Origin of the sequence: Pseudoduganella danionis (assembly GCF_009720775.1) — a bacterium.
GTDB classification, from domain to species: domain Bacteria; phylum Pseudomonadota; class Gammaproteobacteria; order Burkholderiales; family Burkholderiaceae_D; genus Rugamonas; species Rugamonas danionis.
On record NZ_WNKW01000004.1, the window covers coordinates 267,847 to 293,377 of the forward strand.

19 protein-coding genes, 1 pseudogene and 1 riboswitch are annotated in these 25,531 nt (G+C 50.1%); of the genes and pseudogenes, 12 read left to right on the forward strand and 8 right to left on the reverse strand.

All coding sequences use genetic code 11. The features are described 5' to 3' along the window. The first annotated feature begins 30 nt into the window (after positions 1-30). Positions 31-1,395 carry a bifunctional UDP-N-acetylglucosamine diphosphorylase/glucosamine-1-phosphate N-acetyltransferase GlmU gene (glmU, locus tag GM655_RS15695; RefSeq protein ID WP_155435617.1) on the forward strand — a complete coding sequence of 455 codons (1,365 nt, stop codon included), beginning with the start codon at positions 31-33 and terminating at the stop codon, positions 1,393-1,395. A 415-nt stretch (positions 1,396-1,810) separates the two neighbouring features. On the opposite strand, the gene GM655_RS15700 is transcribed toward glmU, so the two are convergent. Beyond that, positions 1,811-2,263 (reverse strand): Lrp/AsnC family transcriptional regulator, encoded by a 453-nt coding sequence (locus GM655_RS15700; protein WP_155435618.1) that lies wholly within the window; start codon positions 2,261-2,263, stop codon positions 1,811-1,813. Between the two features lie 140 nt (positions 2,264-2,403). Here GM655_RS15700 and glmS point away from each other — a divergent pair, with 140 nt between their 5' ends. Beyond that, positions 2,404-4,233: a glutamine--fructose-6-phosphate transaminase (isomerizing) gene (gene glmS / locus GM655_RS15705; RefSeq protein WP_155435619.1), complete on the forward strand. Its 1,830-nt coding sequence runs from the start codon at positions 2,404-2,406 to the stop codon at positions 4,231-4,233. Between the two features lie 388 nt (positions 4,234-4,621). Here glmS and GM655_RS15710 read toward each other — a convergent pair whose 3' ends face one another. The 4 genes from GM655_RS15710 to GM655_RS15725 all read right to left on the reverse strand — a co-directional run bounded on the left by GM655_RS15710 (position 4,622) and on the right by GM655_RS15725 (position 11,677). Continuing rightward, a complete protein-coding gene (locus GM655_RS15710) occupies positions 4,622-6,229 on the reverse strand; it encodes a type I restriction-modification system subunit M (RefSeq protein WP_155435620.1) in 1,608 nt (535 codons plus the stop codon). 64 nt (positions 6,230-6,293) lie between these two features. Next, positions 6,294-7,388 carry an AAA family ATPase gene (locus tag GM655_RS15715; RefSeq protein ID WP_155435621.1) on the reverse strand — a complete coding sequence of 365 codons (1,095 nt, stop codon included), beginning with the start codon at positions 7,386-7,388 and terminating at the stop codon, positions 6,294-6,296. Beyond that, entirely contained in the window at positions 7,378-8,664 is a 1,287-nt protein-coding gene (locus tag GM655_RS15720) for a restriction endonuclease subunit S (protein WP_155435622.1), read from the reverse strand. Before GM655_RS15720 ends, GM655_RS15715 begins: the two co-directional genes overlap by 11 nt. Further along, positions 8,657-11,677, reverse strand: a complete 3,021-nt coding sequence (locus GM655_RS15725) for a type I restriction endonuclease subunit R (protein ID WP_155435623.1) — start codon at positions 11,675-11,677, stop codon at positions 8,657-8,659. The genes GM655_RS15720 and GM655_RS15725 overlap by 8 nt, the downstream gene beginning before the upstream one ends. A 568-nt stretch (positions 11,678-12,245) precedes the next feature. Between GM655_RS15725 and GM655_RS15730 the strand changes: the two genes are divergently transcribed. From GM655_RS15730 to GM655_RS15760, 7 genes are all read left to right on the forward strand, one after another. Then, complete coding sequence (locus GM655_RS15730) at positions 12,246-12,479, forward strand: DNA-binding protein (protein WP_371866847.1); 234 nt, start codon at positions 12,246-12,248, stop codon at positions 12,477-12,479. A 456-nt stretch (positions 12,480-12,935) separates the two neighbouring features. Beyond that, a complete protein-coding gene (locus GM655_RS15735; RefSeq protein ID WP_155435624.1) occupies positions 12,936-13,337 on the forward strand; it encodes a TnsA endonuclease N-terminal domain-containing protein in 402 nt (133 codons plus the stop codon). A 104-nt stretch (positions 13,338-13,441) separates the two neighbouring features. Then, on the forward strand, positions 13,442-15,088 hold the full coding sequence (locus GM655_RS15740) for a hypothetical protein (protein ID WP_155435625.1): 1,647 nt from the start codon (positions 13,442-13,444) through the stop codon (positions 15,086-15,088). Continuing rightward, positions 15,085-16,653, forward strand: coding sequence for a TniQ family protein (locus GM655_RS15745; protein WP_155435626.1), 1,569 nt, complete (start codon positions 15,085-15,087; stop codon positions 16,651-16,653). Before GM655_RS15740 ends, GM655_RS15745 begins: the two co-directional genes overlap by 4 nt. Next, positions 16,632-17,564 carry a PDDEXK family nuclease gene (locus tag GM655_RS15750; protein WP_155435627.1) on the forward strand — a complete coding sequence of 311 codons (933 nt, stop codon included), beginning with the start codon at positions 16,632-16,634 and terminating at the stop codon, positions 17,562-17,564. The genes GM655_RS15745 and GM655_RS15750 overlap by 22 nt, the downstream gene beginning before the upstream one ends. Continuing rightward, positions 17,561-19,933, forward strand: coding sequence for a TnsB C-terminal domain-containing protein (locus tag GM655_RS15755; protein ID WP_155435628.1), 2,373 nt, complete (start codon positions 17,561-17,563; stop codon positions 19,931-19,933). Before GM655_RS15750 ends, GM655_RS15755 begins: the two co-directional genes overlap by 4 nt. A 203-nt stretch (positions 19,934-20,136) precedes the next feature. Continuing rightward, entirely contained in the window at positions 20,137-20,637 is a 501-nt protein-coding gene (locus tag GM655_RS15760; RefSeq protein WP_155435629.1) for an HAD domain-containing protein, read from the forward strand. A 211-nt stretch (positions 20,638-20,848) separates the two neighbouring features. Here GM655_RS15760 and GM655_RS15765 read toward each other — a convergent pair whose 3' ends face one another. After that, positions 20,849-21,481, reverse strand: coding sequence for an FMN-binding negative transcriptional regulator (locus GM655_RS15765; RefSeq protein ID WP_229632596.1), 633 nt, complete (start codon positions 21,479-21,481; stop codon positions 20,849-20,851). 103 nt (positions 21,482-21,584) lie between these two features. On the opposite strand from GM655_RS15765, the gene GM655_RS15770 reads away from it, so the two are divergent. Then, entirely contained in the window at positions 21,585-21,923 is a 339-nt protein-coding gene (locus tag GM655_RS15770; RefSeq protein WP_229632610.1) for a GntR family transcriptional regulator, read from the forward strand. On the opposite strand, the pseudogene GM655_RS15775 reads toward GM655_RS15770, so the two are convergent. Continuing rightward, positions 21,842-22,213, reverse strand: a pseudogene (locus GM655_RS15775) (isochorismatase family protein); the annotation flags it as partial. The gene GM655_RS15770 and the pseudogene GM655_RS15775 sit on opposite strands and share 82 nt — an antisense overlap. A 50-nt stretch (positions 22,214-22,263) precedes the next feature. After that, positions 22,264-22,503, reverse strand: a complete 240-nt coding sequence (locus tag GM655_RS22765) for a hypothetical protein (RefSeq protein ID WP_196308780.1) — start codon at positions 22,501-22,503, stop codon at positions 22,264-22,266. Positions 22,504-22,721: 218 nt separating this feature from the next. Beyond that, a riboswitch (yybP-ykoY riboswitch) is annotated at positions 22,722-22,898 on the forward strand. Positions 22,899-22,900: 2 nt separating this feature from the next. On the opposite strand from GM655_RS22765, the gene GM655_RS15780 reads away from it, so the two are divergent. Together GM655_RS15780 and GM655_RS15785 are read left to right on the forward strand one after the other, a co-directional pair. Then, positions 22,901-23,479, forward strand: a complete 579-nt coding sequence (locus GM655_RS15780) for a TMEM165/GDT1 family protein (RefSeq protein WP_155435631.1) — start codon at positions 22,901-22,903, stop codon at positions 23,477-23,479. A 314-nt stretch (positions 23,480-23,793) separates the two neighbouring features. Continuing rightward, the gene (locus GM655_RS15785; protein WP_155435632.1) at positions 23,794-25,398 is read left to right on the forward strand and encodes a recombinase family protein; all 1,605 of its coding nucleotides are present in this window, start codon (positions 23,794-23,796) and stop codon (positions 25,396-25,398) included. The last annotated feature ends 133 nt before the right edge of the window (positions 25,399-25,531 follow it).

Genomic DNA, 25,531 nt, shown 5'->3' on the forward strand with positions numbered 1-25,531 from the left:
TATTGATTAACTCTTCTTGAACTGGCACCTATGAACGTAGTGATACTTGCAGCAGGCATGGGCAAGCGCATGCAGTCCGCTTTGCCGAAAGTTTTGCATCCGCTGGCAGGCAAGCCGCTGTTGTCGCATGTACTCGATACGGCGCGCAGCCTCGCGGCCAGCCGATTATGCGTGATTTACGGTCACGGTGGCGCAGCCGTACTGGAAATGCTGGCCAGGCAGCCGGAAAAAGTCGCGACGGCGCTGCAGGAGCCGCAACTGGGCACGGGTCATGCAGTGATGCAAGCCTTGCCGGAACTCGATGATCAAGCCCCTACCCTGATACTGTATGGCGACGTGCCGTTGACCACGGCCGCTTCGCTGCAGCGCCTGATCGATGTCGCTGGCCACGACAAACTCGGGATACTGACCGTGGTGCAGGATGATCCGTTTGGCCTGGGCCGCATCGTGCGCGAAAACGGCGAAATTAAACGCATCGTCGAGCAGAAAGATGCGACCGAAGCCGAGCGTGCCATCAAGGAAATCAACAGCGGCATCATGGTGGTGCCTACGGTCCGCCTCAAGCAATGGCTGGGTGCACTGAAAAATAACAATGCCCAGGGCGAGTACTACCTGACCGATATCGTCGCCATGGCAGTGGCCGATGGCGTGCCTGTGGTGGCGGCCCAGCCGTCGGCCCAGTGGGAAGTGGCCGGCGTGAACAGCAAAGTGCAACTGGCCGAGCTCGAGCGTATTCATCAGGGCAATATTGCCCTGCGCTTGCTGGAACAGGGCGTGACGCTGATGGATCCGGCCCGGATCGATGTCCGCGGTGAGCTGGTCTGTGGTCGTGACGTGGTGATCGATGTCGGCTGCGTATTTGAAGGCAAGGTGGAACTGGCTGATGGCGTACAGGTGGGCGCGCATAGTGTGCTGGTCAATGCCCGCATCGAAGCGGGGGCCCAGATCAAGCCTTTCTGCCATATCGAAGAAGCCGTAGTGGGCCCGGTTTCCATCATCGGCCCGTATGCGCGCCTGCGTCCTGGCACGGTGCTGGCGGAAGACGTTCATGTGGGTAACTTCGTCGAAATCAAGAATGGCCAGGTGGCCGCACATAGCAAGGCCAATCATCTGGCCTATATCGGTGATGCCACCGTGGGTTCGCGCGTGAATATCGGCGCCGGCACGATTACCTGCAACTACGATGGCGCCAATAAATTCCGTACCGTGATCGAGGATGACGCTTTCATTGGCAGCGATAGCCAGCTGATCGCGCCCGTGACGGTGGGTAAAGGCGCTACGCTGGGGGCCGGTACTACGCTGAGCAAGGATGCGCCGGCAGGAAAGCTGACCATCTCTCGTCCGCGTCAGGTGACGATAGAGAACTGGAGCCGTCCGGTGAAGAAGCCGAAATAAGCACTAGCGTGTGTAGAGCCAGGCCGGGATTAGTCCCGGCCTTTTTTTTTGCGGCGGGCCTATTGTGCATGGTGCATGTATTGTGGATAAACGTGTGGAGAAGCCTGCGTATATCAGGTGATTAGCTGGCGGATAAGCACGGGATAAGACGTGGACAAGTCATATAACGGGGATATGGAAGGGTTTCCGGAATACTGTTTCAGGCATGTTTTCAGCTTTTGTGGATAAGGCTGTTGAAAACACTGTGAGTTAAGCAGGATAAGTTTTTCCTGTGGATAAAGCTGGGTATAAGCCTCTGTATAGGGTGGGTATAAGCGGTGGGAAAAGCGGGAAAACTCTCCCCGCCTTCTATTCCCTGTGTGTAAACCTGTGGGCAAGCACGGGTATAAACAGGGGATAGACGGGGGATAAGCTGTCAGAGCAGAATGCGGGTTTCGAATTTGCTGCGTAGCGTGGAAAAATACGCTTTGACATTGCGTACATTGCGATGGGCCGTGAACAGGCGATGCGCTAGCGCATGGTAGGCCGGCATATCGCTCACCTGCACGATCAGCACGAAATCCGGTCCCGGCGCCACGCGGTAGCACTGCAGCACCGCGCTTTCATCGGCAACATGGGCTTCGAATTCGCTCATGCGTTCAGCGGCCTGATTGTCCAGCGAGATTTCGACGATGGCGGTCAGGCTGGGGCCCACCTTCTCGGGCGCAATGATGGCCACCTGTCGCTGGATCAAGCCGCTTTCGGTCAATTGCTTCACGCGGCGCAAACACGTGGGGGCGGAAACGTGGACAGCCTGTGCCAGCTCGGCATTGGTTTGCGACGCGTCAATCTGTAGCGCGTTCAATATGCGACGATCTATCTCATCCATAAAATTTTTCCATAAAAATGAAAGAATATTTCACGCATGTTGATTGGTGAAATAATATTCCACAATATACATTAAATAGAAAGCATATTTCATAACGACTGAACTAGCATGACGATTCCTTTTTCTAGTCGAGGTATTCTATGTGCGGCATCGTCGGCGCAGTTGCGCAACGTAACATCACCCCCATCCTGATCGAGGGCCTGAAGCGCCTGGAATACCGCGGCTATGACTCTTGCGGCGTGGCGCTGCATCTGGATGGTCAGCTGCAGCGTTCGCGCAGCACCTCGCGTGTGGCCGATCTGGAAAAGCAGATCGACGAAGCCGGCATGCACGGTTACACCGGCATTGCCCACACCCGCTGGGCGACTCATGGTGCGCCAGCCTCGCACAATGCGCACCCGCACTTCTCGCCGAGCACGGAACAGGCCCGCATCGCGCTGGTCCACAACGGCATTATCGAAAACCACGATGAACTGCGCGCGGAATTGATCGCTCTCGGCTATGTATTCCAGAGCCAGACCGATACGGAAGTGATCGCCCACCTGGTTGACCACATGTATAACGGCGACTTGTTCGATACCGTGCAGCAGGCCGTCAAACGTCTGCATGGCGCTTACGCCATTGCCGTGTTTGCGCGTGAAGAACCGCACCGCGTGGTAGCAGCCCGTCAGGGGTCGCCGCTGATCGTCGGTCTGGGCAAGGGCGAGAATTTTGTCGCATCGGACGCCATGGCGCTGGCCGGCACCACCGACCAGATCATCTATCTGGAAGAAGGTGATGTGGTCGACCTGCAACTGGGCCGCATCTGGGTGGTCGATAGCACCGGCAAACCGGTCGAGCGCGAAGTGAAAACCGTGCATGCCCATACGGGCGCGGCTGAACTGGGTCCTTACCGCCACTACATGCAGAAAGAAATCTTCGAGCAGCCGCGCGTGATCGGCGATACGCTGGAAGGCGTAACGGGCATCATGCCCGAGCTGTTTGGTGACGGTGCCTACCATGTCTTCAAACAGATAGACCGCGTGCTGATTCTCGCCTGCGGCACCAGCTATTACTCGGGTCTGACGGCCAAGTACTGGATCGAATCGGTTGCCAAGATACCCGTCAATGTGGAAATCGCCAGCGAATACCGCTACCGCGACAGCGTGCCGCACCCGAATACGCTGGTGGTGACGATCTCGCAAAGTGGCGAAACGGCCGATACGCTGGCCGCCCTGAAACATGCCCGCAGTCTGGGCATGGAACATACTCTGACGATTTGCAACGTGGCCACCAGCGCCATGGTGCGTGAATGCAAACTCGCCTACATCACCCGCGCAGGTGTCGAAGTGGGCGTGGCTTCTACCAAAGCGTTCACCACCCAGCTGGCCGCACTGTTCCTGCTGACCTTGTCACTGGCGCAAGTCAATGGTTTGCTCAGCGATGCGGACGAAGAAGCCCATCTGAAAGCCATGCGCCACCTGCCCGTCGCGATCTCCTCGGTGCTGGCGCTGGAACCGCAGATCATTGCATGGGCAGAAGATTTCGCCCGCAAGGAAAATGCGCTGTTCCTGGGCCGCGGCATGCACTACCCGATCGCACTGGAAGGCGCGCTCAAGCTCAAAGAGATTTCCTACATCCACGCAGAAGCCTATCCCGCTGGCGAACTGAAGCATGGCCCGCTGGCACTGGTTACGGAAGAAATGCCGGTGGTCACCATTGCGCCTAACGATACCCTGATCGAGAAGCTCAAATCGAATATGCAGGAAGTGCGTGCACGTGGCGGCCAGCTGTATGTGTTTGCCGACGTGGATTCGCGTATTACTTCGGGCGAGGGCTTGCACGTGATCCGTCTGCCGGAACACTACGGCCTGCTGTCGCCTATCCTGCACGTGGTTTCGCTGCAGTTGTTGGCTTACCATGCCGCGCTGGCACGTGGCACCGACGTGGACAAGCCGCGCAATCTGGCCAAATCCGTCACAGTAGAATAAAACTGTTCCGGTCCACAGCCGGATGTTCCGTACAATTATAGTCGGAGACATGCAATTACAGTCTGAGACATGTAATTAAAGTCTGAGACAAGCGATTTAGCGGCTCAACGACCGAAAATTCTAACATCGGTGGTTGGGTTGAGATTGGGGCGCCAGAGCATTCTTCATCATCTCAAAATCCGCATGTCTACCAGACAGTGCGGGTCTTTTATTATGTTTTGGCGCCTCATTAAGTCTCATCTCACTGGTTCGCTTCGACGGATACTCCAGCGAGAGCTTCCACGTTCAGACTTTCCAGCAGTTGTTGTTGCTACAAATTTAGCGGTATGGCGTACCCGATGCGCAGAGACTAAAGTCCTGCAAGTCGATTGAGATAAACTCGAGCGCATCATGGTAGCAATGGTAAACCTAGCTCCTTAAGGAATTCATTGTGGTGCGCGGTGGTCGCCTTGATTTTTTGGTCAAGAGAGAGCAACTCAGCGTGCACCGCCTTCAAGTCAATCTCCACCTCGCCAATGGCTGTACTGATATAGCGAGATATGTTCAGGTTGTAGTCGTTTTTTTCAATCTCGGACATGTCCACGCAACGAGCGTATCGATCCTCAGGCTCACGTGTCTGATAAGTTCTGATGATTTTGGCGATGTTCTCGTCAGTTAGCTGGTTCTGGCGCTTGCCTTTGGCGAAGTGATCGGCAGCGTTGATAAACAACACGTCGTCCGGCTTCTTGCATTTCTTGAGAACCAGAATGCATACTGGGATGCCTGTAGAATAGAACAAGTTGGACGGCAAGCCGATCACAGTGTCAATGTGGCCATCTTTGAGAAGCTTGGTACGGATTTTTTCCTCGGCGCCGCCACGAAAGAGTACCCCGTGGGGCAGGATGATGGCCATCACGCCGTCGTCTTTTAGGAAATGAAAACCGTGCAGCAAAAAGGCAAAATCCGCCGCCGATTTAGGTGCCAGTCCGTAATTCTTGAAGCGGACGTCATCAGCGAGCGTGCCGGACGACTCCCAGCGGTAACTGAACGGTGGGTTCGCAACAATTGCATCGAACGCGGGTTTTTTGGCAGGATTTAGCTCGCGCAGCATCTCCCAATCGTTGGTCAACGTGTCGCCGTGGAAAATCTCAAACTCAGTGTCCTTTACCCCGTGTAGTAGCATGTTCATGCGCGCTAAATTGTAGGTGGTGATGTTCTTTTCCTGACCATAAATCTTGCCGATGCCATGCGGTCCCATACGCTTGCGCACGTTTAGCAGCAGCGAACCCGAGCCGCAGGCGAAGTCCATCACGCGTTCTAGGCGTTGTTTTACGCCCATCTTAGGCTCTTGGCTGTCTAGTGTGACGATGGAGGAAAGAATGTCGGATATTTGCTGCGGCGTATAAAATTCGCCAGCCTTTTTCCCCGAGCCTGCGGCGAACTGGCCGATCAAGTATTCGTAAGCATCACCTAGCGAGTCTACATCGGTCGAAAACTCAGCTAGGCCTTCGGCAATCTTCTGGATGATGGTGCAGAGCTTACTATTGCGCTCAGTGTAGTTCTTGCCCAGTTTTGGTGAGGCCAGGTCAATCTCTGAAAACAAGCCCTGAAACGTACTCTGGAAGGACTCTGTCTCAATGTATTTGAACCCCGCCTGCAAGATGTGCAGCAACTCAGCGTCTTGCGTGCGTGCCATCTTGGCGATGCTGCTCCATAGATGCTGAGGTTCAATCACGTAATGCACCTTGCGGCGCATTTGCTTCTCAAACTCGGGCACATCATCCTGGTTACCCTCGTACCAGAGTTGCAAGGGTGTCGCTACAGCACTGTCGATATTTGCTGGGTAGTCGCCACCGAGCTCCTTCTTTGCTGCCGCTTCATAGTTATCAGACAGGTAGCGGAGGAATAGGAAGGACAGCATATAGTCGCGGAAATCATCCGCATCCATGGCCCCCCGCAGTTGGTCGGCAATGGCCCAAAGGGTCTTGCCCAGTTGTTTTTGGTTTTGTTCAGTCATTTTTTCGGGCAACGTTTAATCGTGTTTTCTAGAGACTTCAGATCAGCCTCGCTTTTTTGTCTGCTTACACTTCATGCAATACAAAGTTGTACTTGGCTCTAAGCCCATCCATTACCTCATCGAAAATATCCAAGTTATCTTTAACAACAATATCCGATTCATAGTAGTAGACTTTCTTGTGTGACAACGCATTGACAATGTCTGCGACACGATTAGGCTCATTGATTCCAATTTGATTCAGTACGTAGCTGAATTGTCCAACACCTAGGAACGACGCGACGTTCTCCAAAACCTGCCGGAGCAACGCAAAGTGGTATGTACGGATATCCTTTGCATCGCGAGCCAAGGACAACAACTGGAGCACGCGCAGGTGATACAGGAACACATCATTTCGGCAGTTCTCTAGTTCAAGTTCTCCCGATTTTGAACTCAAGATGTGCAACTTGTAGAGAGGTTTATTATTCCTCTTGAATTTGTCGCTCTTTTCACCCTTGGCGATCCAATCGCTTAGGATTGAAAACAATCCAAGGTGGTGCGTGGTGATGATGATCTTGCGCTTCTCAAACTGCTTCTCGATTAGATCGTACAGCGTGGCAGCTGTAATAAAAATGTTGTGGTCATCCAGGCTGGAAACGGGATCGTCGATAAAGAAGTGGCTTGACTGCTTGTCGCTCCAGCCTTCGACTTCGAACAATGCAAGGAAAAAGCACCAGACAAAAATTCGTTCTTCCCCGCGTGACACTTTGATTGGCTGTTGCGGCAAGTCTGGGTTCTGATTTGGGATGAAGAAAGTAATCGACTCAATCCCTTTCTCCGGATCGTCTTTATGCTGATTGAATGCGAACCCGAATTTTGGCTTGTATGCGTTAAGCTTGTCGCGAACGTTATCCTCAGACATCAAGGAGTGGAACTTGCTGAGGCTGCTAGGCAATACGGTTAGTCGAGCACTGGTTCCATTATTTTCTTCATCGTTGTCCCAAACAAAGAGGTCTTCGCTGTAAGCGTTGTAGTAGACCCCGGTGTGTACACCGTCTTCTTGCTTCGTGGCGTTCTTATATGCAACGCTGAGTTGCGTTTTGCCTGTTGCGTTGAAAGCGTAAATGAGTGTGGCCCGCGCGGAATCATTTCGAAGTGACTTCGCAATTTCATTAAGCGTCATGTGAATCCTCAGATGATGGGAAGAGCTGTTGCATTAGCCCTTTTTTGTGTGTTCTTAGCGTGTCAAGTTGTTGGCTTTCGCCAAGTATTACCTCATCAAGTGATGACAGAAAATTTGCAATGCGTTTCTGCTCCGGTAGTTTTGGAACAACCAAGCTGAAAGATGAAAACAGAGTTTTATTTACGATGGGAACAGCCTGCTTTCCGGCAATATTGGCAATCTTGCCCGCAATTTGGCTGAGCGCGTAGTAAACAAACCCTTCAAAATTCTCAGAATTTGGTGTAACTGCATTGATTTGTTGATTGGTTGCACATTCTTCTCGGTTCTGCGCAATTTTTCCGATGGTTGAGCCAATACAAACGAATAAGATGCTATTGGCCTTTATAGGGCGAGTTTCAAAAAAACCTAGCTCAGTCAATGTGGTCTTGGTCTTCTCGATGAATCTGCTTTCTGAGATGTCGGAGGGGGAAACAAAGTGCCTGTCGCCGCCGTAGTATTCGGACTTAGTGGTGCTGGGAGTGTTTCCGGTTACGACTTCGCCCAGTTGCCCGATTGTTTTGGGCACCCACTCCCCAGCGCTATTGAACTCAGGGAATCTCAAGCGTGGCTTGGTTTCCCCTTCGCGGGGAAAAAGCTGCTGCATCAGTCCTTTTTTATAGGTCTTTAGAGTGTCCACTTTGCGGGCTAGCGCAGCGATCAGATCATCGACCGAATTCAGGGCGTCCGCGATTTTTCGTTGCTCTGCCAGGGATGATTTCCCTTCAGGAAGCGGGATAGGCAGTGCTAACAAGTCGCTATCATTAATGCTCAATGAACCGTGGGCTCGTGCGCCGACCTGAATGAATTTTCTCAGCCAGCGACCATGCAAATTTCCTAGGAACAGGTAGTTCAGATACCGAGGATCTGTTGAATCCCCCTTAACTCGGAAACAGGTAAATATGCTGTTTGGCACGGCAGCAAGCCTATCACCAGAGTACATTGCGAGGAATCCTTCTGGGTACTCCTTGGTAGCACTCTTGTTGTAGGCAAAGTCGCTTGGTTCTAGCAACAAATAGTTCTTGTAAGAGTCCCCTGCAATAACACGTCCAAACTTGTCTTCTTGACTCACCAGTCCAACGCCGGATGTGATGCTCATGGGCACACAAACCTTGCTTCCAACCTTTTCTGTGCTGATCGACGCCAATGAGCCTAGCTTTTCTTTCGTCCATTCTCCAGCGTATTGAAATTCTGGAAAGCGAAGTTTGGGTACCAGTGTGGTCTTGGCCTTATCATTCATATGCACTCAACCCCGAAATCTCGCGTCCCTGTGCGCGCTTGTTCAACAGAGGCGCCAGCTCTTCCATTAGTGCCAGTTCAGCCTGTGCGCGGGCCTTCCAGCCCAGCGCTAGCGGCACCATTAGGTCGCTAAGCGCCTCGCCATCAAAAATCATGCGCGACAAGATGCCATCCACAAAGGCTTGCAGGCAAATCGGAACCAACTTGTGCCGGATAGCAATGGCCGCCAGCTCTGCAGTGTCTTTCTCTTTCTTGAACCGAGTGTAGCCCTCGCGGATGGCGGTTTCGCTCAAGCCCTCTCCGGCCTTTAGGGTGTTAATGTAGTCGGCAATATCCTCGCGCTCGTTGATGAATTTGGCGTCACTTTGGATGAGACCGATCAGCTGCTCGCGGCTCATCTTTTGCTTTCCGGGCCCCTGCTGCGAGTAGCGGGCCATCAAGCCCATGATGTAGTCGTAGTCAATTACGGCACTGGCGAACAGCACAAACTCAAAATCGAGTTGGTCCACGTCGGCAGTTGTGCAATCTCTCTCTTTATCGCCTTTGTCTTGCTGGGATTGTTGTTGCTTCAGGCGTTGGGCCGTTTCCAGATACGCACCACGGAAGCCCTGTAGGTCGTCCTTAGGCAAGATGTGGTCGATTGCTGCGGCGTTGTCTTTGGTCAGGTCGGTGTATTGATCGAGTTGGGTTTTAAGACGCTGTACTTCTTTGAAGTTTTTGATAAAGGCGGCACGAGCGTCATCACCCTTGAGACTGTGCACGGCTTCGGGTTTGCAAGCGAGGCCTTGGGACTGCATGAAGTCGACCAGCTTTTGTACAGCAACGTCGAGCTTCTGTATCACTACCGGGGCTTTGTCTACCAACCAAATTTCGCGGGCTTGCTCACCGGTTTTCTCGCCAGAGAACAGGGCAATCGCGGCGTCCACATTGGCTTGCTGTTGGCGAAAGTCGAGGATGTTGCCGTAGGGTTTGCTGCCGTTGAGCACGCGGTTAGTGCGAGAGAAGGCCTGTATCAAGCCGTGGTGCCTAAGGTTTTTGTCCACGTACAGAGTGTTGAGGTACTTGCTGTCAAAGCCCGTCAGCAGCATGTCCACCACGATGGTGATGTCGATCTTTTTTGTGTGCGGATGGTCGGCATTCGGCCACTGCTGGTCTTTGATGCGTTTTTGCACGTCCTGGTAGTACAGGTCGAATTCGCTGATGCTGTGATTGGTGTGATAGCGGGCGTTGTAGCTGGTCAGGATGGCTTTGAGAGCGGCTTTCTTTCCCTCAGGATCAACCTCGTTATCTTTTTTTTCCGTAGGCAAGTCTTCTTGAATCTGTTTCACATCGGCATCGCCCTCGGCTGGTGGCGAAAACACGCAGGCGATGTTGAGCGGCACGAAGCTGGGGTCGGCTTTCTGCTTCGCTTCTTGCAAGCTTTGAAAAAGGTCGTGGTATTCGATGGCGTCGTTAATGCTGGCAGTGGCCAACACGGCGTTGAAGCGCCGCCCAGCGGTAGCGATGTCGTGCTTGGCCAGGATGGCGTCGATGACAGCTTTTTTTGCCAAAGCCTCGCCCGGCTTGGGCAGGTTGTTCCCCTCGGGTTTGAAGTAGTCCACATGGAAGCGCAACACGTTGGAGTCTTCAATCGCGTGGGTGATGGTGTAGGCGTGCAACTGTTTTTGGAACAGGTCTTCCGTAGTTTTCATGGAAGCCTGCTCGTCTTCAATCTGGGTCCGGCTGGAGTTTTCTTCAAAGATGGGTGTGCCGGTGAACCCGAATAATTGTGCTTTTGGAAAGAATTCTTTGATGGTCTGATGGTTCTCGCCAAACTGCGAGCGGTGGCATTCGTCAAAGATGAAGACAATGCGCTTGTCGCTCATCGGGGCTAGTTGCTCCTTGTAGGTGGCCTTACCATCTTTCTTTTGTTGCTTGTTGCGTTTGCTATTTTCATCCAGTGCGAGGCCCAGCTTCTGGATGGTGGTGACGATTACCTTGTCGGCGTAGTCGTCGGACAGCAGGCGGCGTACCAGTGCGGCAGTGTTGGTGTTCTCCTCCACGCAACCTTCCTGGAAGCGGTTGAATTCCTCGCGGGTCTGGCGGTCCAGGTCTTTTCGATCCACCACGAACAGGCACTTTTCAATGTCGGGGTTGTCTTTCAGGAGCGTGGAGGCTTTGAAGGAAGTAAGCGTTTTGCCGCTGCCGGTGGTGTGCCAGATGTAGCCGTTGCCGCAGTTCTGATGTATGCAGTCCACGATGTGCTTGACCGCATACACCTGGTAAGGGCGCATCATCAGCAGCTTTTGCTCACTGGCCACCAGCACCATATAGCGGCTGATGGTTTGGCCCAGAGTGCATTTGACGAGGAACTTGTCGGCAAACGCATCAAGCTGGTTGATCTTGATGTTGTTCTCGTCCGCAAACTGGTAGATGGGCAAAAAACGTTCGTCTGCATTGAACGCAAAGTGACGTGCATTATTGTTGGCAAAGTAGTAGGTGTTGGTGCGGTTGCTGACGATGAAAAGCTGCAAAAAGCACAGCAGGGTTTTGCTGTATCCGTTGCCGGGGTCGTTTTTGTAGTCAACGATCTGCTCCATGGCACGGCGCGGGTTGATGCCGAGCGTCTTCAGTTCGATTTGCACACAGGGCACGCCATTGATGAGGATGAGCACGTCATAGCGGTGGTGGCTGTAGTCGGTGTTGACCCGCAGCTGGTTGACCACCTCAAAGGTATTTTTGCACCAGTCTTTGATGTTGACCAAGGTGTAGTTTAGCGGCGTGCCATCCTCGCGGGTGAAGGCGTTGATGGTGCGCAGAGTGCGCGCGGCTGTGAACACATCGGGGGTGACGATCTCGTCCAGCAATCGTGTGAACTCGCCATCCGTCAGCTTGACCCGGTTCAGCACCTCGAACTTCTCTCGGAAGTTCGTTTCGAGCGCCGCGCGGTCGTGGATATCAGAACGGTAGGTGTATTTGAGTTCGCCGAGCTTAGCAATCAGGTCGAGCTCTATTTGGTTTTCTGTCGTGGTCATGGATTGGTTCTTGTTATTTCGCTACTCTTCCGATCCAGCTTTAGGTCGTGTGTCTTTGCGTACTCAAGCACCAGAATTTCAATCATGGATGCAACCGAACGTCGCTCACGCTCGGATGCCAAACGCAAGAGCTGCTTGATCTCCGCAGAAGTTCGGATGGACAGAGTTTCGTCTTTTAGACGCGACATGATGATGCCTTGTAAGTTTTGTGATGCCAATGTACTGCCTTTGCACTTTTTTTGCAACGCAATTACAGACGACACTATAGGCTCATCACGTTGAACGATTACGAATCACCTGAGCCGCAGTAAGCTTGCAGTGATTAGGGGCTAGTAGCATTGCTCTGGTGTCCGTGGCATTGAATTGATGGCCCTGACTTTAATGCCTCCGGGCGTCTTTTGTACAATTCCAACCTCAGCCTGCGGCGCACGCTAACCTCGGATTCATTAGTCTTCAGATCTTCAAGCAACGCCTACGAAATTCCGACTATTGACGGTGGAAAGCCGGGCAAGATGATGCAAACATAAGAATTCATACGAATTCATACGAATTCAGACTAGAGGCACGCGTGTATAACGTTGACCAGGCAAGGCTAAACGAAACACGGCTGGCATTTGCGCAGCGAGGCGAATCGATTGCCGACTGGGCAATACGGCACAACTTTCGTCCACAGATGGTGTATGCCGTCTTGGCAGGACGCAACAAGGGACTGAGAGGCGAAGGCCACCGTATAGCCGTTGCGTTAGATCTAAAGCCTACCTCTGGTCCGTCTACTGCCACTGACGAGCCCCCATCACCTTAGCAGCAGACATTCCATCCTGCAGACGGAATTTTTAAGGACACAGCTATCGCATACAAAACCACACAAACAAAAAAGCACCAAGGTCGGCAAACCGTTGGCGCTTTTCGCTGGGATTGACCCAGATTTCTTCTCACACTTGAAATCTACACGCCTGTTCTAGGCGCGTCAATCCCCTTTTCTTTCCAAATTTCGAACACATAGGTGGGCGATGGATACGCTCACCCTGAAGAAAGGGACATCGTGAGACGAGGACAGAGGTTTACCACAACCAAACTGGAGAACTGGACAAGACAAGGACGGGGGACCGGCACGCTGACGGACTACTCGCCGTGGCATCAGGTAACCCGGAGTGACCCCTCAAGTCGAGGTCGATCACAGTTACTTCAATGGTCGCATACCGGAAGAAGTCATCACTTCTTATCTGACGGTGAGTCAGACGCCTTCGCATTCATCTCCATGCTACCAAATATTGTCGACGTGCGAGAGCAAGTCCCGCTTAATCTGGAAGAGCATACTGCCCAGGTCGCTGCTTATAGCGCAAAGCATCAGCACCAAACCGCTCGCGGCACCCTCGCCTGCGCAGAAATGCTGGGATTCAAACACCCAGTGTTGCGAAGCAGTGGTGAGACGGCGCCTTGGGTTATGACAACTGACTTCGTCGTCACGTTGGAGGCCGGCGCAGGCCAGTACGAACTACTGGCCATCAGCGTGAAGCCGGACAATGATTTGGTGGTTACCCTTGACGAAGTCGATTTCTTGAGATTTGCGGACCACCTAGACACCTCGGTATTCCTGACCAGTAAATTTCGACAGTATCTGAGCAAAGGTGGGAAGCGCTCTCGGGAGTCAAGGCGATGATACTTTCCTCTGCCTTTCCCTTCCTTGCCCCACTTGGCGCCGGCGAGCTAATCGGGCATTACATACTGAGAAATGCCAGGTACACGACCTCGGCGTCTTCACGGATGGTGTTCAAAGAACTGCTTGGAAGAAAGCCTGGCCTTTATGGAATGCCCAGTGGACTTGGGCATTTCCATGAAGTTGTCGGTCATGTATTTGGCTCGCTGGAAATGCTCCTTGAAGGGCATACAGAATTGAACTGGTATTGCCGTGGCTTGCCAGTAGAGAAGTATGCCCAGCAGCGCAGAAACTTGGTTGAAAATCTCAAGGGGCCTGTGCGCCTATGCCGTCCAGAAGTTACGCTCGGAGCGACCGATGAGGTTGAGCGATATTGTCCAGAATGTGAAGAGATACAACTTCGGGACAACGGGTTCCGATATGTTCACCGAGAACTATGTGCACCGTATGTTGTAGCTTGTGGTGTCCACGGTATCGAGCTTCGATGGAAAGGCAAGCAAGGACGATTGTTCGATGCTGAGTGCCACCATCCGCTCGAACCAAGTCAGTTATCAATATGTGTGGAGTTCGCGCGTCGTACTGCACACTGCTTGAATACAACGTCCGAAAACGGAGCCTTCACGAAAGCTGACACACTAAGTCACCTTATGAAAGCGGGGTATCTCAGCGAGACTGGACGATTGGCTGTCGGGGATACTGTACGGACTTTCATCAGCACGTTTGGTGAAGCATTTCCGGATGAGCGCATGAAGTATATGTGTTCCACAGAAAAAAACATCATGGACGCACTTCGCAACCTGATGAGACCGGACCGAGCAGTCTTTCCTTTGTACTGTATTTTGTTGTCGTGGATGGCTCAAGAGAGAGCTTGTTCCAAGCAGAGAAAATCCGTATCAGTGAGCTCGACTCACCGGCGTACGCTATCGCCAGTGACTGAGGACCAAGTTCGTATGGCGATGGCTGAGCACGGCTCCTTGCGAGCGGCCTCGACCGCTCTTAACGTAAATATTAAGAAGCTCACAGCTCTTTGTCTACTCCATGCCATTCCCTTTGCGCGCCGGACAAAGACGCTAGATGTGGTTCTAGTAGAAAACATCCATGCTGCTTTCGACGCTCGGCAAACACCGGCGCAGATAGTTAGACGATTCGGCGTCTCGCTTTCAACTGCTCACTGGATTCGGTCATGTCGTGCCGACTTAGCTGAGCTAAAGGAGCACCGCGTTCAACAGAGAGTGCGTGAAGACAAGGCGCTTTGGGAGCAGGTTGTCCGCGCGAGCCCGGGAGAAACGACAACTGCGTTGAAGTTGATGAACTACTCGCTCTGGGCTCGACTGCGGCGTAATTCGAAATCTTGGCTTGAGGACCATGGCGCTGTACCGGCCTTAATTCGAGGCCCGCGTCGTAGCTGTCGTTCTATGCCGTTGGAACCGACTGTCAACAGGGTGATAGCTAGGGTCGCAGCGGCTAGTGAAAAAGGCGGACGGCGGCCAGAGTGGAAGACGCTGGGCCGGCTGCAGCGGGCTACTGGTATGACGGAGTACGAATTGCACCGGCTTTATCAGTTGTCAGCATTAAAAAAATATCTGGAAACTAAAGCCAGTTTTGTTCATCGCAGGCTCATCTGGGGCAATGCGACACCTGAAAGATTTAAGTTGTGGAAAATCGCGCGGAAAGCTGGATTAAGGGAATCCACGATTAGGTTTGTCCAGCACAGCTTTATGAAAAATTATGACACAAGGAATAGTGAAGATTGAAGTCGACATCACCAGAATTATTACTTTTTTCCCCATCAATACTTCCAGAAGAATTTGTCGTTGGATACGTTTTTAGGAAGTCCTATTCAGAAGCTCGAAATTTTAATCAAGCAAAAATTATTTTTGGTAAGGGACGCAAACCGGGCTGGCTCTTTCCTTCAAATCTTAAGGCGGTTTCGAATGCCAGCAGAGTGGCTGCCATGGCAATCAGTACGGAGGACTTGTTGAAAAATCATACCTTGCTACCAGCGCTTACTGCATTTTTGCCAGAGGAAAGAAAGCAGCAGCTCATTGCACATCACTTGGGAAAGCCTGCGATTGGCATGTGGAGCGTAGCGGGATTACATGGCGCATCCCGTAGCCGCAGAGGAATTTGCACCTCTTGTTTGAAAGAACAATATATGGATAACGGATTTGGTATATGGCAGCGTCTTTTTTTTATGCCGAGTGTGTTTGCGTGCCCATGGCATAAACGTCCATTGGAGACGTTTTGTGCAGCCTGCGAAAGCGTGAGTTCACCGGCCTGGTTCTGGAAGCCTTCGCTCGAGTGCTTGTGCGGTCGCAGTCTTTGTACTATTGCAGACCTTGACGACCGCGCGCTCGAAGTTTCAGTAGAGAACGCGTCTATTCTCAGCCGTGTACTTCGCGATGGGCTTCCCGCTGAAGTGAACATAGCGACCTTCAGTCAAGTCCTGGGACGTCGATTTTTGCGGGGTGCCGCGGAAGTAGAGTCAGCGCTAAAGGATGCGGTTGGGGAGAGTTCTTTGAAGTTATATGGATTTCAAAAGCACACCTACCGGCGACTAACACAGGAGTGCAGCCTTGGCAGTTTGGCTGCGAATCCAGTACAAAATCTATTAGTTATTCAAAAAATATTAGGCGGACTCGATAACTTAAAGCTCGATATCGGGCGCCTTCAATCTTTAGATACTAGTTCTGAGAATAAAACAATAAAAGGTAAACGAATTCGTGGGCGAGAAAATTATTTAAATAGTATTAGCGGGTGGTCTGCCTCGCAGCTTGAAAACACGACTGAAAACTATAGAAAGCGTGTTATTTCCAAATTAAAACTTTTTCCAGGTGCCACTGGAAGTGAGCTACACCGTATGGGGTTATGGGATGAAGTCCGGCATTTAAGGGCTGTCGACCCTGTGTGGTCTCAGCAGCATATTGGTCAGTCGCAGTCGTACAAAAATTTTTTAGATTATATGTCGCCTGAGCGTATACGCGGCCTCGTTATTTCTATTCATACGATGTATCTCCGGTTGATTTCGAGAGAACCCGAAAAACGAATTTCGAGAAGTTACTTGCTCGAGGATACAGCCTTCAGAAATAACATGCGTTACGTGAACCAAATACCTGAAATTGCCGTCATTCTCGACGCGTCAGTTGATGATGACGAACGCTATTTCGCAAGAAAGGCTGCCGCAATTGCACTTCGTGTGGAAAAAGCTAGGCCCCACACGAAATATTCCAACCCCAAGTGGTATACCGAGGCCGCTAAACGTACCACCACTGCTGCACGCTTTAAGGAGGCATATAAATGGCTCAACGAAGCAGAGTGATTTTTGGTGATACCACGGGTCTTCAATTTGAAAATCCGAAGTTGAAAACTGCCAAGAGAACTCGTCCCTTAGTCGAATATCTTTCCTCTGATGACGAAAACACTCCTGTGCAAAGACTTCGAAATTTAGGTGGTGAAACTGTATTGGAATGGCCTCCAGTAGTTCCTGACTTTGACCCGCGCGGGCATCGAAGTGTTAGAAATAACTATCGACCAGGGAAGAATGCGAAAGCTAGTAAAACTGGACTTCCTGGTTACGTATATAGCCATAAGGCTGCCGGCAACGTGCCATTTCACTCAAACCTTGAAGAGCGATTGATTATAGCGTTGGAATTATGCCCGTACGTGGTAGAGATTCGCGTGCAATACCCTGAGTGGGACGAGGCCCGTTTGGTCCGAATTGTTGAGCAAGGCGGGCGAATGTCCAAGAGCGAAATTATGACCCTAGACATTGTGGCCACCTTGAAGTTACCTGGCTGTGCCGAGCCGAAATACCATGTCATTTCAGGAAAGCCGAGCAGTCTAGTTGAGAAACCAGAAAATCAGAGGCGACACTCTAGGGAGCGTGATGCGGTATGTAGTTGGGATGCAACGCATGAAGTTATGACTGAACTGACGGTTTCGTATAGCGAACATGGCAGTAATCTTTTGCTTCTAGCCTTTATGAGGGATGTCAAAAATATTGAGGACTGGACTGATTCCGCGAAAGCATTTGCTAATGCGTTGAAACGAACACGAATACGCGGTTCCCTTGACCGGGTATTAAATATCGTAAGTCGTAGATTTAATTGGGACATTAATACTGGTTACCGGATTTTTTCAATCGCGCACTTTTTAGGATATTTGGCTTGGGACCATAACTACAAGCTGGCAATCGATAGGCCAATGATGTTGAAAGGGATACGACGATGAATAATAATCATCTAGACGGTCTATATCCAATAGTGAGTCGAGATAACGATTTTCATATATCGGCAATTCCGGATATAGCGCGACCGGAAGGTATTGAGCAACCCGTCTATAACAGGTACTCGACCTGGGTATTAATTGACAATCGTGGACCTCAAAGTATATATCGAATTTTACTTGCAGACGAAGAGCACTTGTACTTGATAAAAGTCGGAGGAATGGATGGAGCCAAGCCAATCTATTTTTCTCCGTCTAAGCGTGCATCTGACCGTATTCGTATGGATAGGTCAAAGTGTGACCAGCTTTATTATTCACAGCGTTTTAGAGCCGTTCATGATAGTTTTATTCCAGAGCAAATGGAATCCGGCGTATGCCTTCCAAATCGTGAAGACAAATTTAAAAAGAAGAATGAGGTGGTGACTTATGCTTTGTCTCAATGGGGCGACCTTCTTCTCTTGGATAAAAATATTTATGCAGATGCGATTAAGTCGTTGGTATTGCAATTTTGCGTCTCTGATGTATCAGTTCGGCGATGGCTTGAAACATCCTATTTTTATCGTGAGCATCCAAATGCTTCGTTGGATAGAGTTTGGGAGCAAGGTCATTGCAATAAAGGCAGTGTAGAAGAGCCAAAACGAAAAATAAAAACAAAAATCCCTTTTAAGAAAGATAATTTTAATGTTGGCAGACCTATTTCAAGTAAACGTATTGGAATGCCTGGGACTCATAACAATAGAAGGTTAGCACCAAGGATAGCTACAATTATAAAAAATTTCATCTATAAAGAAGTTAAAGAGACTACTGACACATTTTTAATTATTTATCAACGAGTAAATGACATCTGTCTTGTTTCCTATAATAGAGATTCAAATGGAGATGTAAAAAAATACAAAATCGATGAAGGCAAATTACCGCCCCCAAAGCGGTTAAAAGAAATCGCTAGAAAATATTACAACGAAGCACTTGGTGAATTAGTAAAGCAGACAAAAAAAATTAGAGGTCGAAAATTTCAAAAGACTGGTGGTAGTGCTAGTGATATTGTTCATGAAGGCCTACCTATATATGACATAGATGCCACTATTGCTGATAATTATCTTTTGTATGGAGATGATATTATCGAAATTGATGGTTGCAGAAAGCCTACGGTAATTATTGCAAAAGATAGATTAAGCAAAGCCATTGTTGGGTTATATGTAACCTTCCGCTCAGAAAGGTCTGAAGGATATTTGGCGTGCATTATGTCTGCGTGTATGCGTAAGGAAACAGAACTGGATATGTGGGGTTTGGGCGAATTAGGTGGAATGGTATATGGTTGTCCTTATGCCATTTTTGTCGACCGTGGAGCTGGAAGTTCTGAAATAGTTACGAACAAAGCGGCAGAAGACCTACGTGTGACCACAATCATTGCTAAGCCAGGCACTCCTCAAACTAAAGGCGGTATAGAAAATACGATGGGAAGTTTTCAAAGATGTATTTCTCATGTTCTAAGTGGTTCTTATTATCCAAGCGGGGATATTGAGTATGACAAGCATCGAAAACGGTATGCAGAGGATGGTGCTGTTCCTGTGAAGGTTTTCATGCGAGCTTTATGGATGATGGTAAGTGAGCATAACTTAAAGCCAATTACATCGCCCGAATTATCACTTGATATGCTTAAAAATTCAAAGTTTTCGGCTAATCCGCAGGGAGTATTTAATTATTATCGAGAGCGGCGTCGAGGTGATATAGCATGGGATTGGCCATTGGAAACAGCAATTAGAAAATTTGGACTTGAAAAAAAATGTCATGCACCAAATGGTATTGTTACTAATGATTCTACGAAATATTCGTGTCCTCAATTGATTGAGCATTCGTACGCATATGAACAACAATTTAAAAAAACCTATGTGGCAACGATTTTTACTATACTTAACTGGTCTTTCGTAGTTTATTGGGACTCTCCGAGTGGTCATCTTATTGAGCTGAAGGAAAAAAAATTACCATTTTCAGATGAAATTATTGGCCCCCAATGGTACCGCGATTACATAAATATGCGAAAAAGACACGCAATTGGAAATGGGTATAAGGAGCATGCTGCTGGCAAGAAGATGATATGGGAGAAAAGTAAGAACCACGTATCTAAAGAAACCCAGAAGAATATGGTTTCAGTAGATAAACGTTCAACAAGAAAACAAGATAAAGATATGACCGTGCAAGAGCGCGAGTCAGCAAAACAGGATGGAGCTGAATATCTGGAGCGGCAACAGTATGAGGCTCTTTATGGCCAGTTGCGTCCCACGAAAGATGCTGAAAGGAATACAGACAGCATAGCTGAAGATGCTATTTTTTCGTTGGGTTTTGATAACAATCAGGTGTTACGCTTAGAGGATTAATATTCTTATCGTAAGCTTATCCAGCACCTTTAAGCGCTTATTAATTACTATGCAGCAATGCATATTCCGGCAACGCTGTTTGAATCTGAGCTGCAGGGCACGCGCATATTGAGACCAGTGATGTGACTCGTTCCCTTGGCATTAGGGATTCTCTAACGGAATGTATATCGACCATTTAAAGCAGGGTTTATAGGGACATAATCATGAACTATGTCATTGAGGAGACACCGATTTGCGTGCTCGATTTTGACGGGTGCCTGCATCATGATGAGGTTTATTATAGGCCTGGCTCGGGAGTGTACATGCGGGAACCTGGTCACCACCTCTTTGAATGGGCACATGTTCTTGTCGACCTATTAGAGCCGTATCCAAGTGTGCGCATCGCACTGAGTACGTCTTGGGTTAGGTCGCGCGGCTTTCAATTCGCGAAAACCGCACTTCCATGTCCATTACGAGAAAGAGTCATCGGCGCTACGTACCATACCCGCGAAGTTCAAAAACGTGATTTCGATTTTATGAGTCGCGGCGAACAGGTCTTAAATTACGTTGAGCGCCGCAATCTCAAACGCTGGTTTGCTATCGACGATGATGTGGCGGGCTGGCCGACTTGGTGCCTACATCGCCTAGTGCAGACGCAAGGACATAGCGGCCTGAGCGACCCAAGTGCGCAGAATGCTGTTCGTAGAATTCTCGAGGTACTTTAAATGAGTATTCTCATCAATCCGGACAGCGATTCTCGCGGTAAGTCGGAGGCATAATGACACGTCAAACCGGACACCTGTTCTCCTATCGGGACATCAAATTGCATTTTGGAGTAAGCGATGCTGAGGTCCGCTTACGCCCCAAATCCAGCAGTTCGCGGCAGCCAGGGGTACTGGCTGCCTCGCGCTGTTAACGGACTGCCCTTGGTTCATTTCACCCCTCCATCGCAGCCAACATTGACGGACAAACCTGCTCAGCCCTTAATCCGTCAATGACGCCCTGGCGGTCGACGGGCATCCGGTTCTGACTCACCTTCCATTTCCCTTCGATTGAACTGATGGGAATCTCGATTCCCACAATGGCTTTGAGTTGTGCCGCGATAAAGTCTTCCGGGGCATCGGAGACCGTCCAGGGATGTTCGCGATGACGCTCGTGGTTGTTGGTCATTTCGTCGATTTGCTCCCGAACCCAAGTCACATCGTCGAAAACTTGGGGCCTGCCGCGAACCTGGACCATTGCAAAGTTCCAAGTAGGCACGACTTTGCCGTTTTCAGCTTTGGACGGATACCACGAGGGTGTCACATAGCATTCGGGGCCTTGAAAAACCACCAAGGCCTCGGCTCCCTCACGAAGAGCATCCAGCTGCTTGTTTCTCCGCGCCAGATGCGCACGCAGTATCCCGTGTTCTCTTCCGACGTGAAGCGTGAAGGGAATCAGGTTGGCTATCAGGCCATCGCCCCCGGCGGTAATTAGTGTAGCTAAGGGGTGCGCGGTAATCAGGTCATGGAGAACATCAAGACGCTCTTCTCTAAACATCGATGGGCAGTGCATTTCGGGTCCTTTCATCGGTCAATTCGTGGGTGTATTTTTCCGGAAAACCGGACTATTATTAAGAGCCAGTTATCCAATATTTAAATGGTCCAGTTTTCTGGGTAAGGGGAGCCTGTTCATGCCGCGTCGTCAGTTGGTGATAGAGATTCCTGCCCTTGGAGCGATTGACCGCAACCGAGGCGGAATTGGTCGGCAACTTGCAGAAGCGCTGCGCAACGCTATATCTAGAGGGGAGTTGGCTGCTGGCGAGCGGCTACCATCCACCAGGGCTTTGGCCGAGTCCTTGGGCCTGTCACGAGGTACCGTGACGGAAGCCTACGAGCAGTTGATGGCCGAAGGGTGTCTGGATGCACAGCCCGGTGCAAGCACAAAGGTACCTGCCGTCCGCGCTGTATTTTCAACGGAGCTATTGGTGCTTACTCCAACGAGAACAATGCTCGATTCACCACGTGCATGAAGCCAGCGCTCAAGCCCTGTGTTAATGAAGGCATCGGGTACGTTCTTTTCTACTACATGCTCATGTGTTAATGGGGAAAATCTCGGTTGAAACTCTACGCCAGGTTGGCCAGGCCAAAACGGCGAGTTAGGCGTTCTAGAGATATGGCGTACGTGAACCACTGGCGCTTTTCGCTTCCGCCAATCCTCTAGGAGTTTAGCAATCGTATCCTCTGCTTGATGATTATTCCGAACCTCGGCCTTGGGCCAAGTCATTCCAACTTGCATGTCAATGATTAAAAGAGTCGTCATATGAATCGTCTAATTCTTAGAGTGAATCCGTTGGCTGCTTATGGCTGGAGTCAGCCGTTATCAATTGGGGTAACCGACAGCACCTTAACCTTAGACGTCGCGTCGTGAACCTCTTCATCACCATTGAGGTAATTCCAGAAATCCTCATAAGCGATTTCAACATCTCGGATGGTTGCACAGTCTTCGAAAATTCGATTCGTCGCCGTATCAATTATTTCATCGCGCGGGACTGTGAAAGTATGGGGTTCTACAGTCAAATCTACAGACAGTGCCCTAACACTATATTTCATATCTAACCCACTGTTTCTTTAGTTGCAATCGATGGTTCGCTGCTGGCCTGACTCCGGCCACGCTAGTGGCGGTTGCAGCTAAAGAGAATAGCAATTATTGATTCGACAATGTACGCGGATTGTCACCATTCCGAACATAAGGCGAGCACTCACTTTTCCAATATCGACTTGATTTCTTCAGCACTGGGTATGTCACATCAACTCAATGCTGTTAGAATTGTCGAGTCATTGGGGAGTAGCCGCTCTTCATCCACCGAAGAGGCTTACGTCAACATACTTGGTCAGCAGACCATGGCGTAAGCGGACCTCACGCTTGGCAAGACCATTGACCATTACGCTTCCGGTTGGCCGGGGAATCGTGGTGGTCAATCGTCCTTTGTCCGGCCTGGGAGTACATATGGAATCACTACTTGTTTCAACTGGAGTTGTCGCCCTTGCCGAGATTGGCGATAAGACGCAGCTCCTCGCCTTCATCCTGGCAGCGCGCTTCAAAAAACCACTCCCTATCGTTTTTGGAATATTGGCCGCTACCATCATCAATCATGGACTAGCGGGCGCGTTAGGAACATGGATTACGACCTCAGTGAGTCCAGAGATACTTCGTTGGGTCTTAGGTGCGTCCTTTATCGGAATGGCAGTTTGGACTTTAATCCCCGATAAAATCGAAGACGAAGAAACACAGGTAGCACATAAATTTGGCGTTTTCGGTGCAACGCTTATTACGTTTTTCCTTGCAGAGATGGGTGATAAGACTCAGATTGCAACGGTTGCATTAGCCGCACATTACGGTGCGCCCCTGATGGTTGTTGGCGGTACGACATTAGGAATGCTAATCGCGGATGTCCCAGCTGTTTTCATCGGTGACAAACTATCGAAAAAAATCCCCATGAAACTTGTTCATTCCATCGCAGCTGCCGTCTTTGCACTACTTGGATTTGCTACGTTAATGGGAGCAGGTTCCAAGCTGGGTTTCTAGCGGAAAACTGCCACATAATATCGCCTTGTCCGTGCAAGCAGCCGAGGCGATATCAACAAGATTTGGTCTGGGCGGCACGTACCCTCAATTTGAAACTTGCAGGCGCTGCAGCCCCACTGGCTACGCCCCAAGCCACGGCCCATCGCATTGATTTACTCTTTTCCTCACGAGTTAAGGCAGTGCCAATCCGGTCCATGGCTACGCCCATACGAAAGACTCTGTACGCCTGTTTTGTCATCTAACAATTCTCGTCCTATCCTGCAATACAAGCGTTGTGAAAAATCAATGCATTGGCGTTGACTTTGGAGGACGAGATGGTCAAAAGACTTGGTCTGGCATCTACATCTGAAACAGCGTCTCAGATAACTAATCGGGCGGTTGCATACGTTCGTATGTCCACTGAGCGTCAAGAATACTCAACAAAAAATCAATTGGATGTAATCGAGAAATATGCCACTGAACACGACTTATCAATTGTGGCAATTTACGAAGATGCTGGGAAAAGCGGGTTAACCAAAAGTGGGCGACCAGCGCTTTGTCGCTTGATTGAGGACGTACAAACACGCCACGACTTTGCCTTCATTTTGGTTTACGACGTAACTCGATGGGGACGCTTTCAAGACATTGATGAGAGCGCATACTATGAATATCAATGTCGCAGACTTGGCGTATCAATCGCATACTGTGCAGAGCCCTTCGATAACGATGGGTCGCCGTATTCGGCCATCATGAAAATGCTTAAGCGTGCCGCAGCCGCAGAGTTCAGCAGAGAGTTATCTGTAAAAGTGTTTGCGGGACAATGCAGGCTCATCCGAATGGGCTATAAGACAGGCGGTGCAGCCATTTACGGCCTAAGCAGACTACTACTTGGAAAAGATGGGATTCCTGTAGGGATACTCAAATCAGGGGAGTGGAAAGCGATACAGAATCAACGAGTAATATTCGCACCAGGCCCTGAAGAGGAAATCGAAATCGTGAACCTCATTTTCAAGTGGTATGTTGACGATGGTGTCGGCGACCGTCGCATCGCGTCCTTGTTGAACTCACAGAACGTACCTTCAAAATATGGAGGAAAATGGACCCACAATATTATTCGATGCATGCTCAAGAACGAAAAGTACATTGGGAACCTTATCTTCAATAAGGCTTCATTCAAGCTGAAAAACAAAGCCGTTAGTAACCCTCCAGAAAGCTGGGTCCGGTGCGACAACGCATTTCCGGCAATCGTTCCAATTGAACTTTATGATGCAGCCCAAAGGGAGCGTAGACGACGGAACGGTCACTACTCGACCGAAGAACTTATTGCGATTCTTAGGCGAATATATAGAGAAAAAGGGCGGATTTCGAGCAACTTGATTAATCAAGACCCCGACGCTCCCACGGCCACCTTATTCTGGTGCCGCTTTGGAGGGATGTTCGAAGCCTACAAACTGGCTGGGATTCCCTATGTCGGAAACGATGAGGAACTTGGGGTGAGAAAGAGAAACTATGCGTTTAAAGATATCGTTCAGGCCCAAGTCGAGAAGCTCGTGCGCGCAGCAGGCGGGTATAGCGAAAGACAGCTAGGCCACTGGGCCACCAATACCTATAGGATGCGACTAAATGGTTTAGTGAACATCGCAATTCGAGTGCTAAGCTGCCGGCACGAGCCTAAGTACGGCTATAACCGCTGGTGGGTAAATTCGCCCAGCAAATTAGAGGTAGATTTTCTGATTGCAGCCCAACTCGATAAATCGAACACTGAAATCGTTCGGTATTTCCTCTTTCCACGTGAGGACTTTGGAATGTCTGACATTGCATTTACTGAAGCTAGCGTAGGTCGGCTTCAGGGGTACTCAACTTCACATCTAGAGGATTTTTTTGGACCCATCGAAATTCCGGAATCTAAAGATGACTTGGGTGTCTTATGGGCCTCTTAGTCCTATCGTAAGTCACATTAGCCGACTGTCCGCTACTGGCCGAACGCTGCCTGCAGCAAGGGCATCAGCATAGCGATTCAAAATTGGGGAAAGCTCTCTAATTGTCACGTCCCCAATTCTCCCCAAACTGGTG

What these genes read in the sequence shown, in the direction of transcription:
- glmU (WP_155435617.1), top strand. Translation starts at nt 31, where the DNA reads ATGAACGTAGTGATACTTGCAGCAGGCATGGGCAAGCGCATGCAGTCC.
- GM655_RS15700 (WP_155435618.1), bottom strand. Translation starts at nt 2,263, where the DNA reads ATGGATGAGATAGATCGTCGCATATTGAACGCGCTACAGATTGACGCG.
- glmS (WP_155435619.1), top strand. Translation starts at nt 2,404, where the DNA reads ATGTGCGGCATCGTCGGCGCAGTTGCGCAACGTAACATCACCCCCATC.
- GM655_RS15710 (WP_155435620.1), bottom strand. Translation starts at nt 6,229, where the DNA reads ATGACTGAACAAAACCAAAAACAACTGGGCAAGACCCTTTGGGCCATT.
- GM655_RS15715 (WP_155435621.1), bottom strand. Translation starts at nt 7,388, where the DNA reads ATGACGCTTAATGAAATTGCGAAGTCACTTCGAAATGATTCCGCGCGG.
- GM655_RS15720 (WP_155435622.1), bottom strand. Translation starts at nt 8,664, where the DNA reads ATGAATGATAAGGCCAAGACCACACTGGTACCCAAACTTCGCTTTCCA.
- GM655_RS15725 (WP_155435623.1), bottom strand. Translation starts at nt 11,677, where the DNA reads ATGACCACGACAGAAAACCAAATAGAGCTCGACCTGATTGCTAAGCTC.
- GM655_RS15735 (WP_155435624.1), top strand. Translation starts at nt 12,936, where the DNA reads ATGCTACCAAATATTGTCGACGTGCGAGAGCAAGTCCCGCTTAATCTG.
- GM655_RS15740 (WP_155435625.1), top strand. Translation starts at nt 13,442, where the DNA reads ATGGTGTTCAAAGAACTGCTTGGAAGAAAGCCTGGCCTTTATGGAATG.
- GM655_RS15750 (WP_155435627.1), top strand. Translation starts at nt 16,632, where the DNA reads ATGGCTCAACGAAGCAGAGTGATTTTTGGTGATACCACGGGTCTTCAA.
- GM655_RS15755 (WP_155435628.1), top strand. Translation starts at nt 17,561, where the DNA reads ATGAATAATAATCATCTAGACGGTCTATATCCAATAGTGAGTCGAGAT.
- GM655_RS15760 (WP_155435629.1), top strand. Translation starts at nt 20,137, where the DNA reads ATGAACTATGTCATTGAGGAGACACCGATTTGCGTGCTCGATTTTGAC.
- GM655_RS15765 (WP_229632596.1), bottom strand. Translation starts at nt 21,481, where the DNA reads ATGAAAGGACCCGAAATGCACTGCCCATCGATGTTTAGAGAAGAGCGT.
- GM655_RS15770 (WP_229632610.1), top strand. Translation starts at nt 21,585, where the DNA reads ATGCCGCGTCGTCAGTTGGTGATAGAGATTCCTGCCCTTGGAGCGATT.
- GM655_RS22765 (WP_196308780.1), bottom strand. Translation starts at nt 22,503, where the DNA reads ATGAAATATAGTGTTAGGGCACTGTCTGTAGATTTGACTGTAGAACCC.
- GM655_RS15780 (WP_155435631.1), top strand. Translation starts at nt 22,901, where the DNA reads ATGGAATCACTACTTGTTTCAACTGGAGTTGTCGCCCTTGCCGAGATT.
- GM655_RS15785 (WP_155435632.1), top strand. Translation starts at nt 23,794, where the DNA reads ATGGTCAAAAGACTTGGTCTGGCATCTACATCTGAAACAGCGTCTCAG.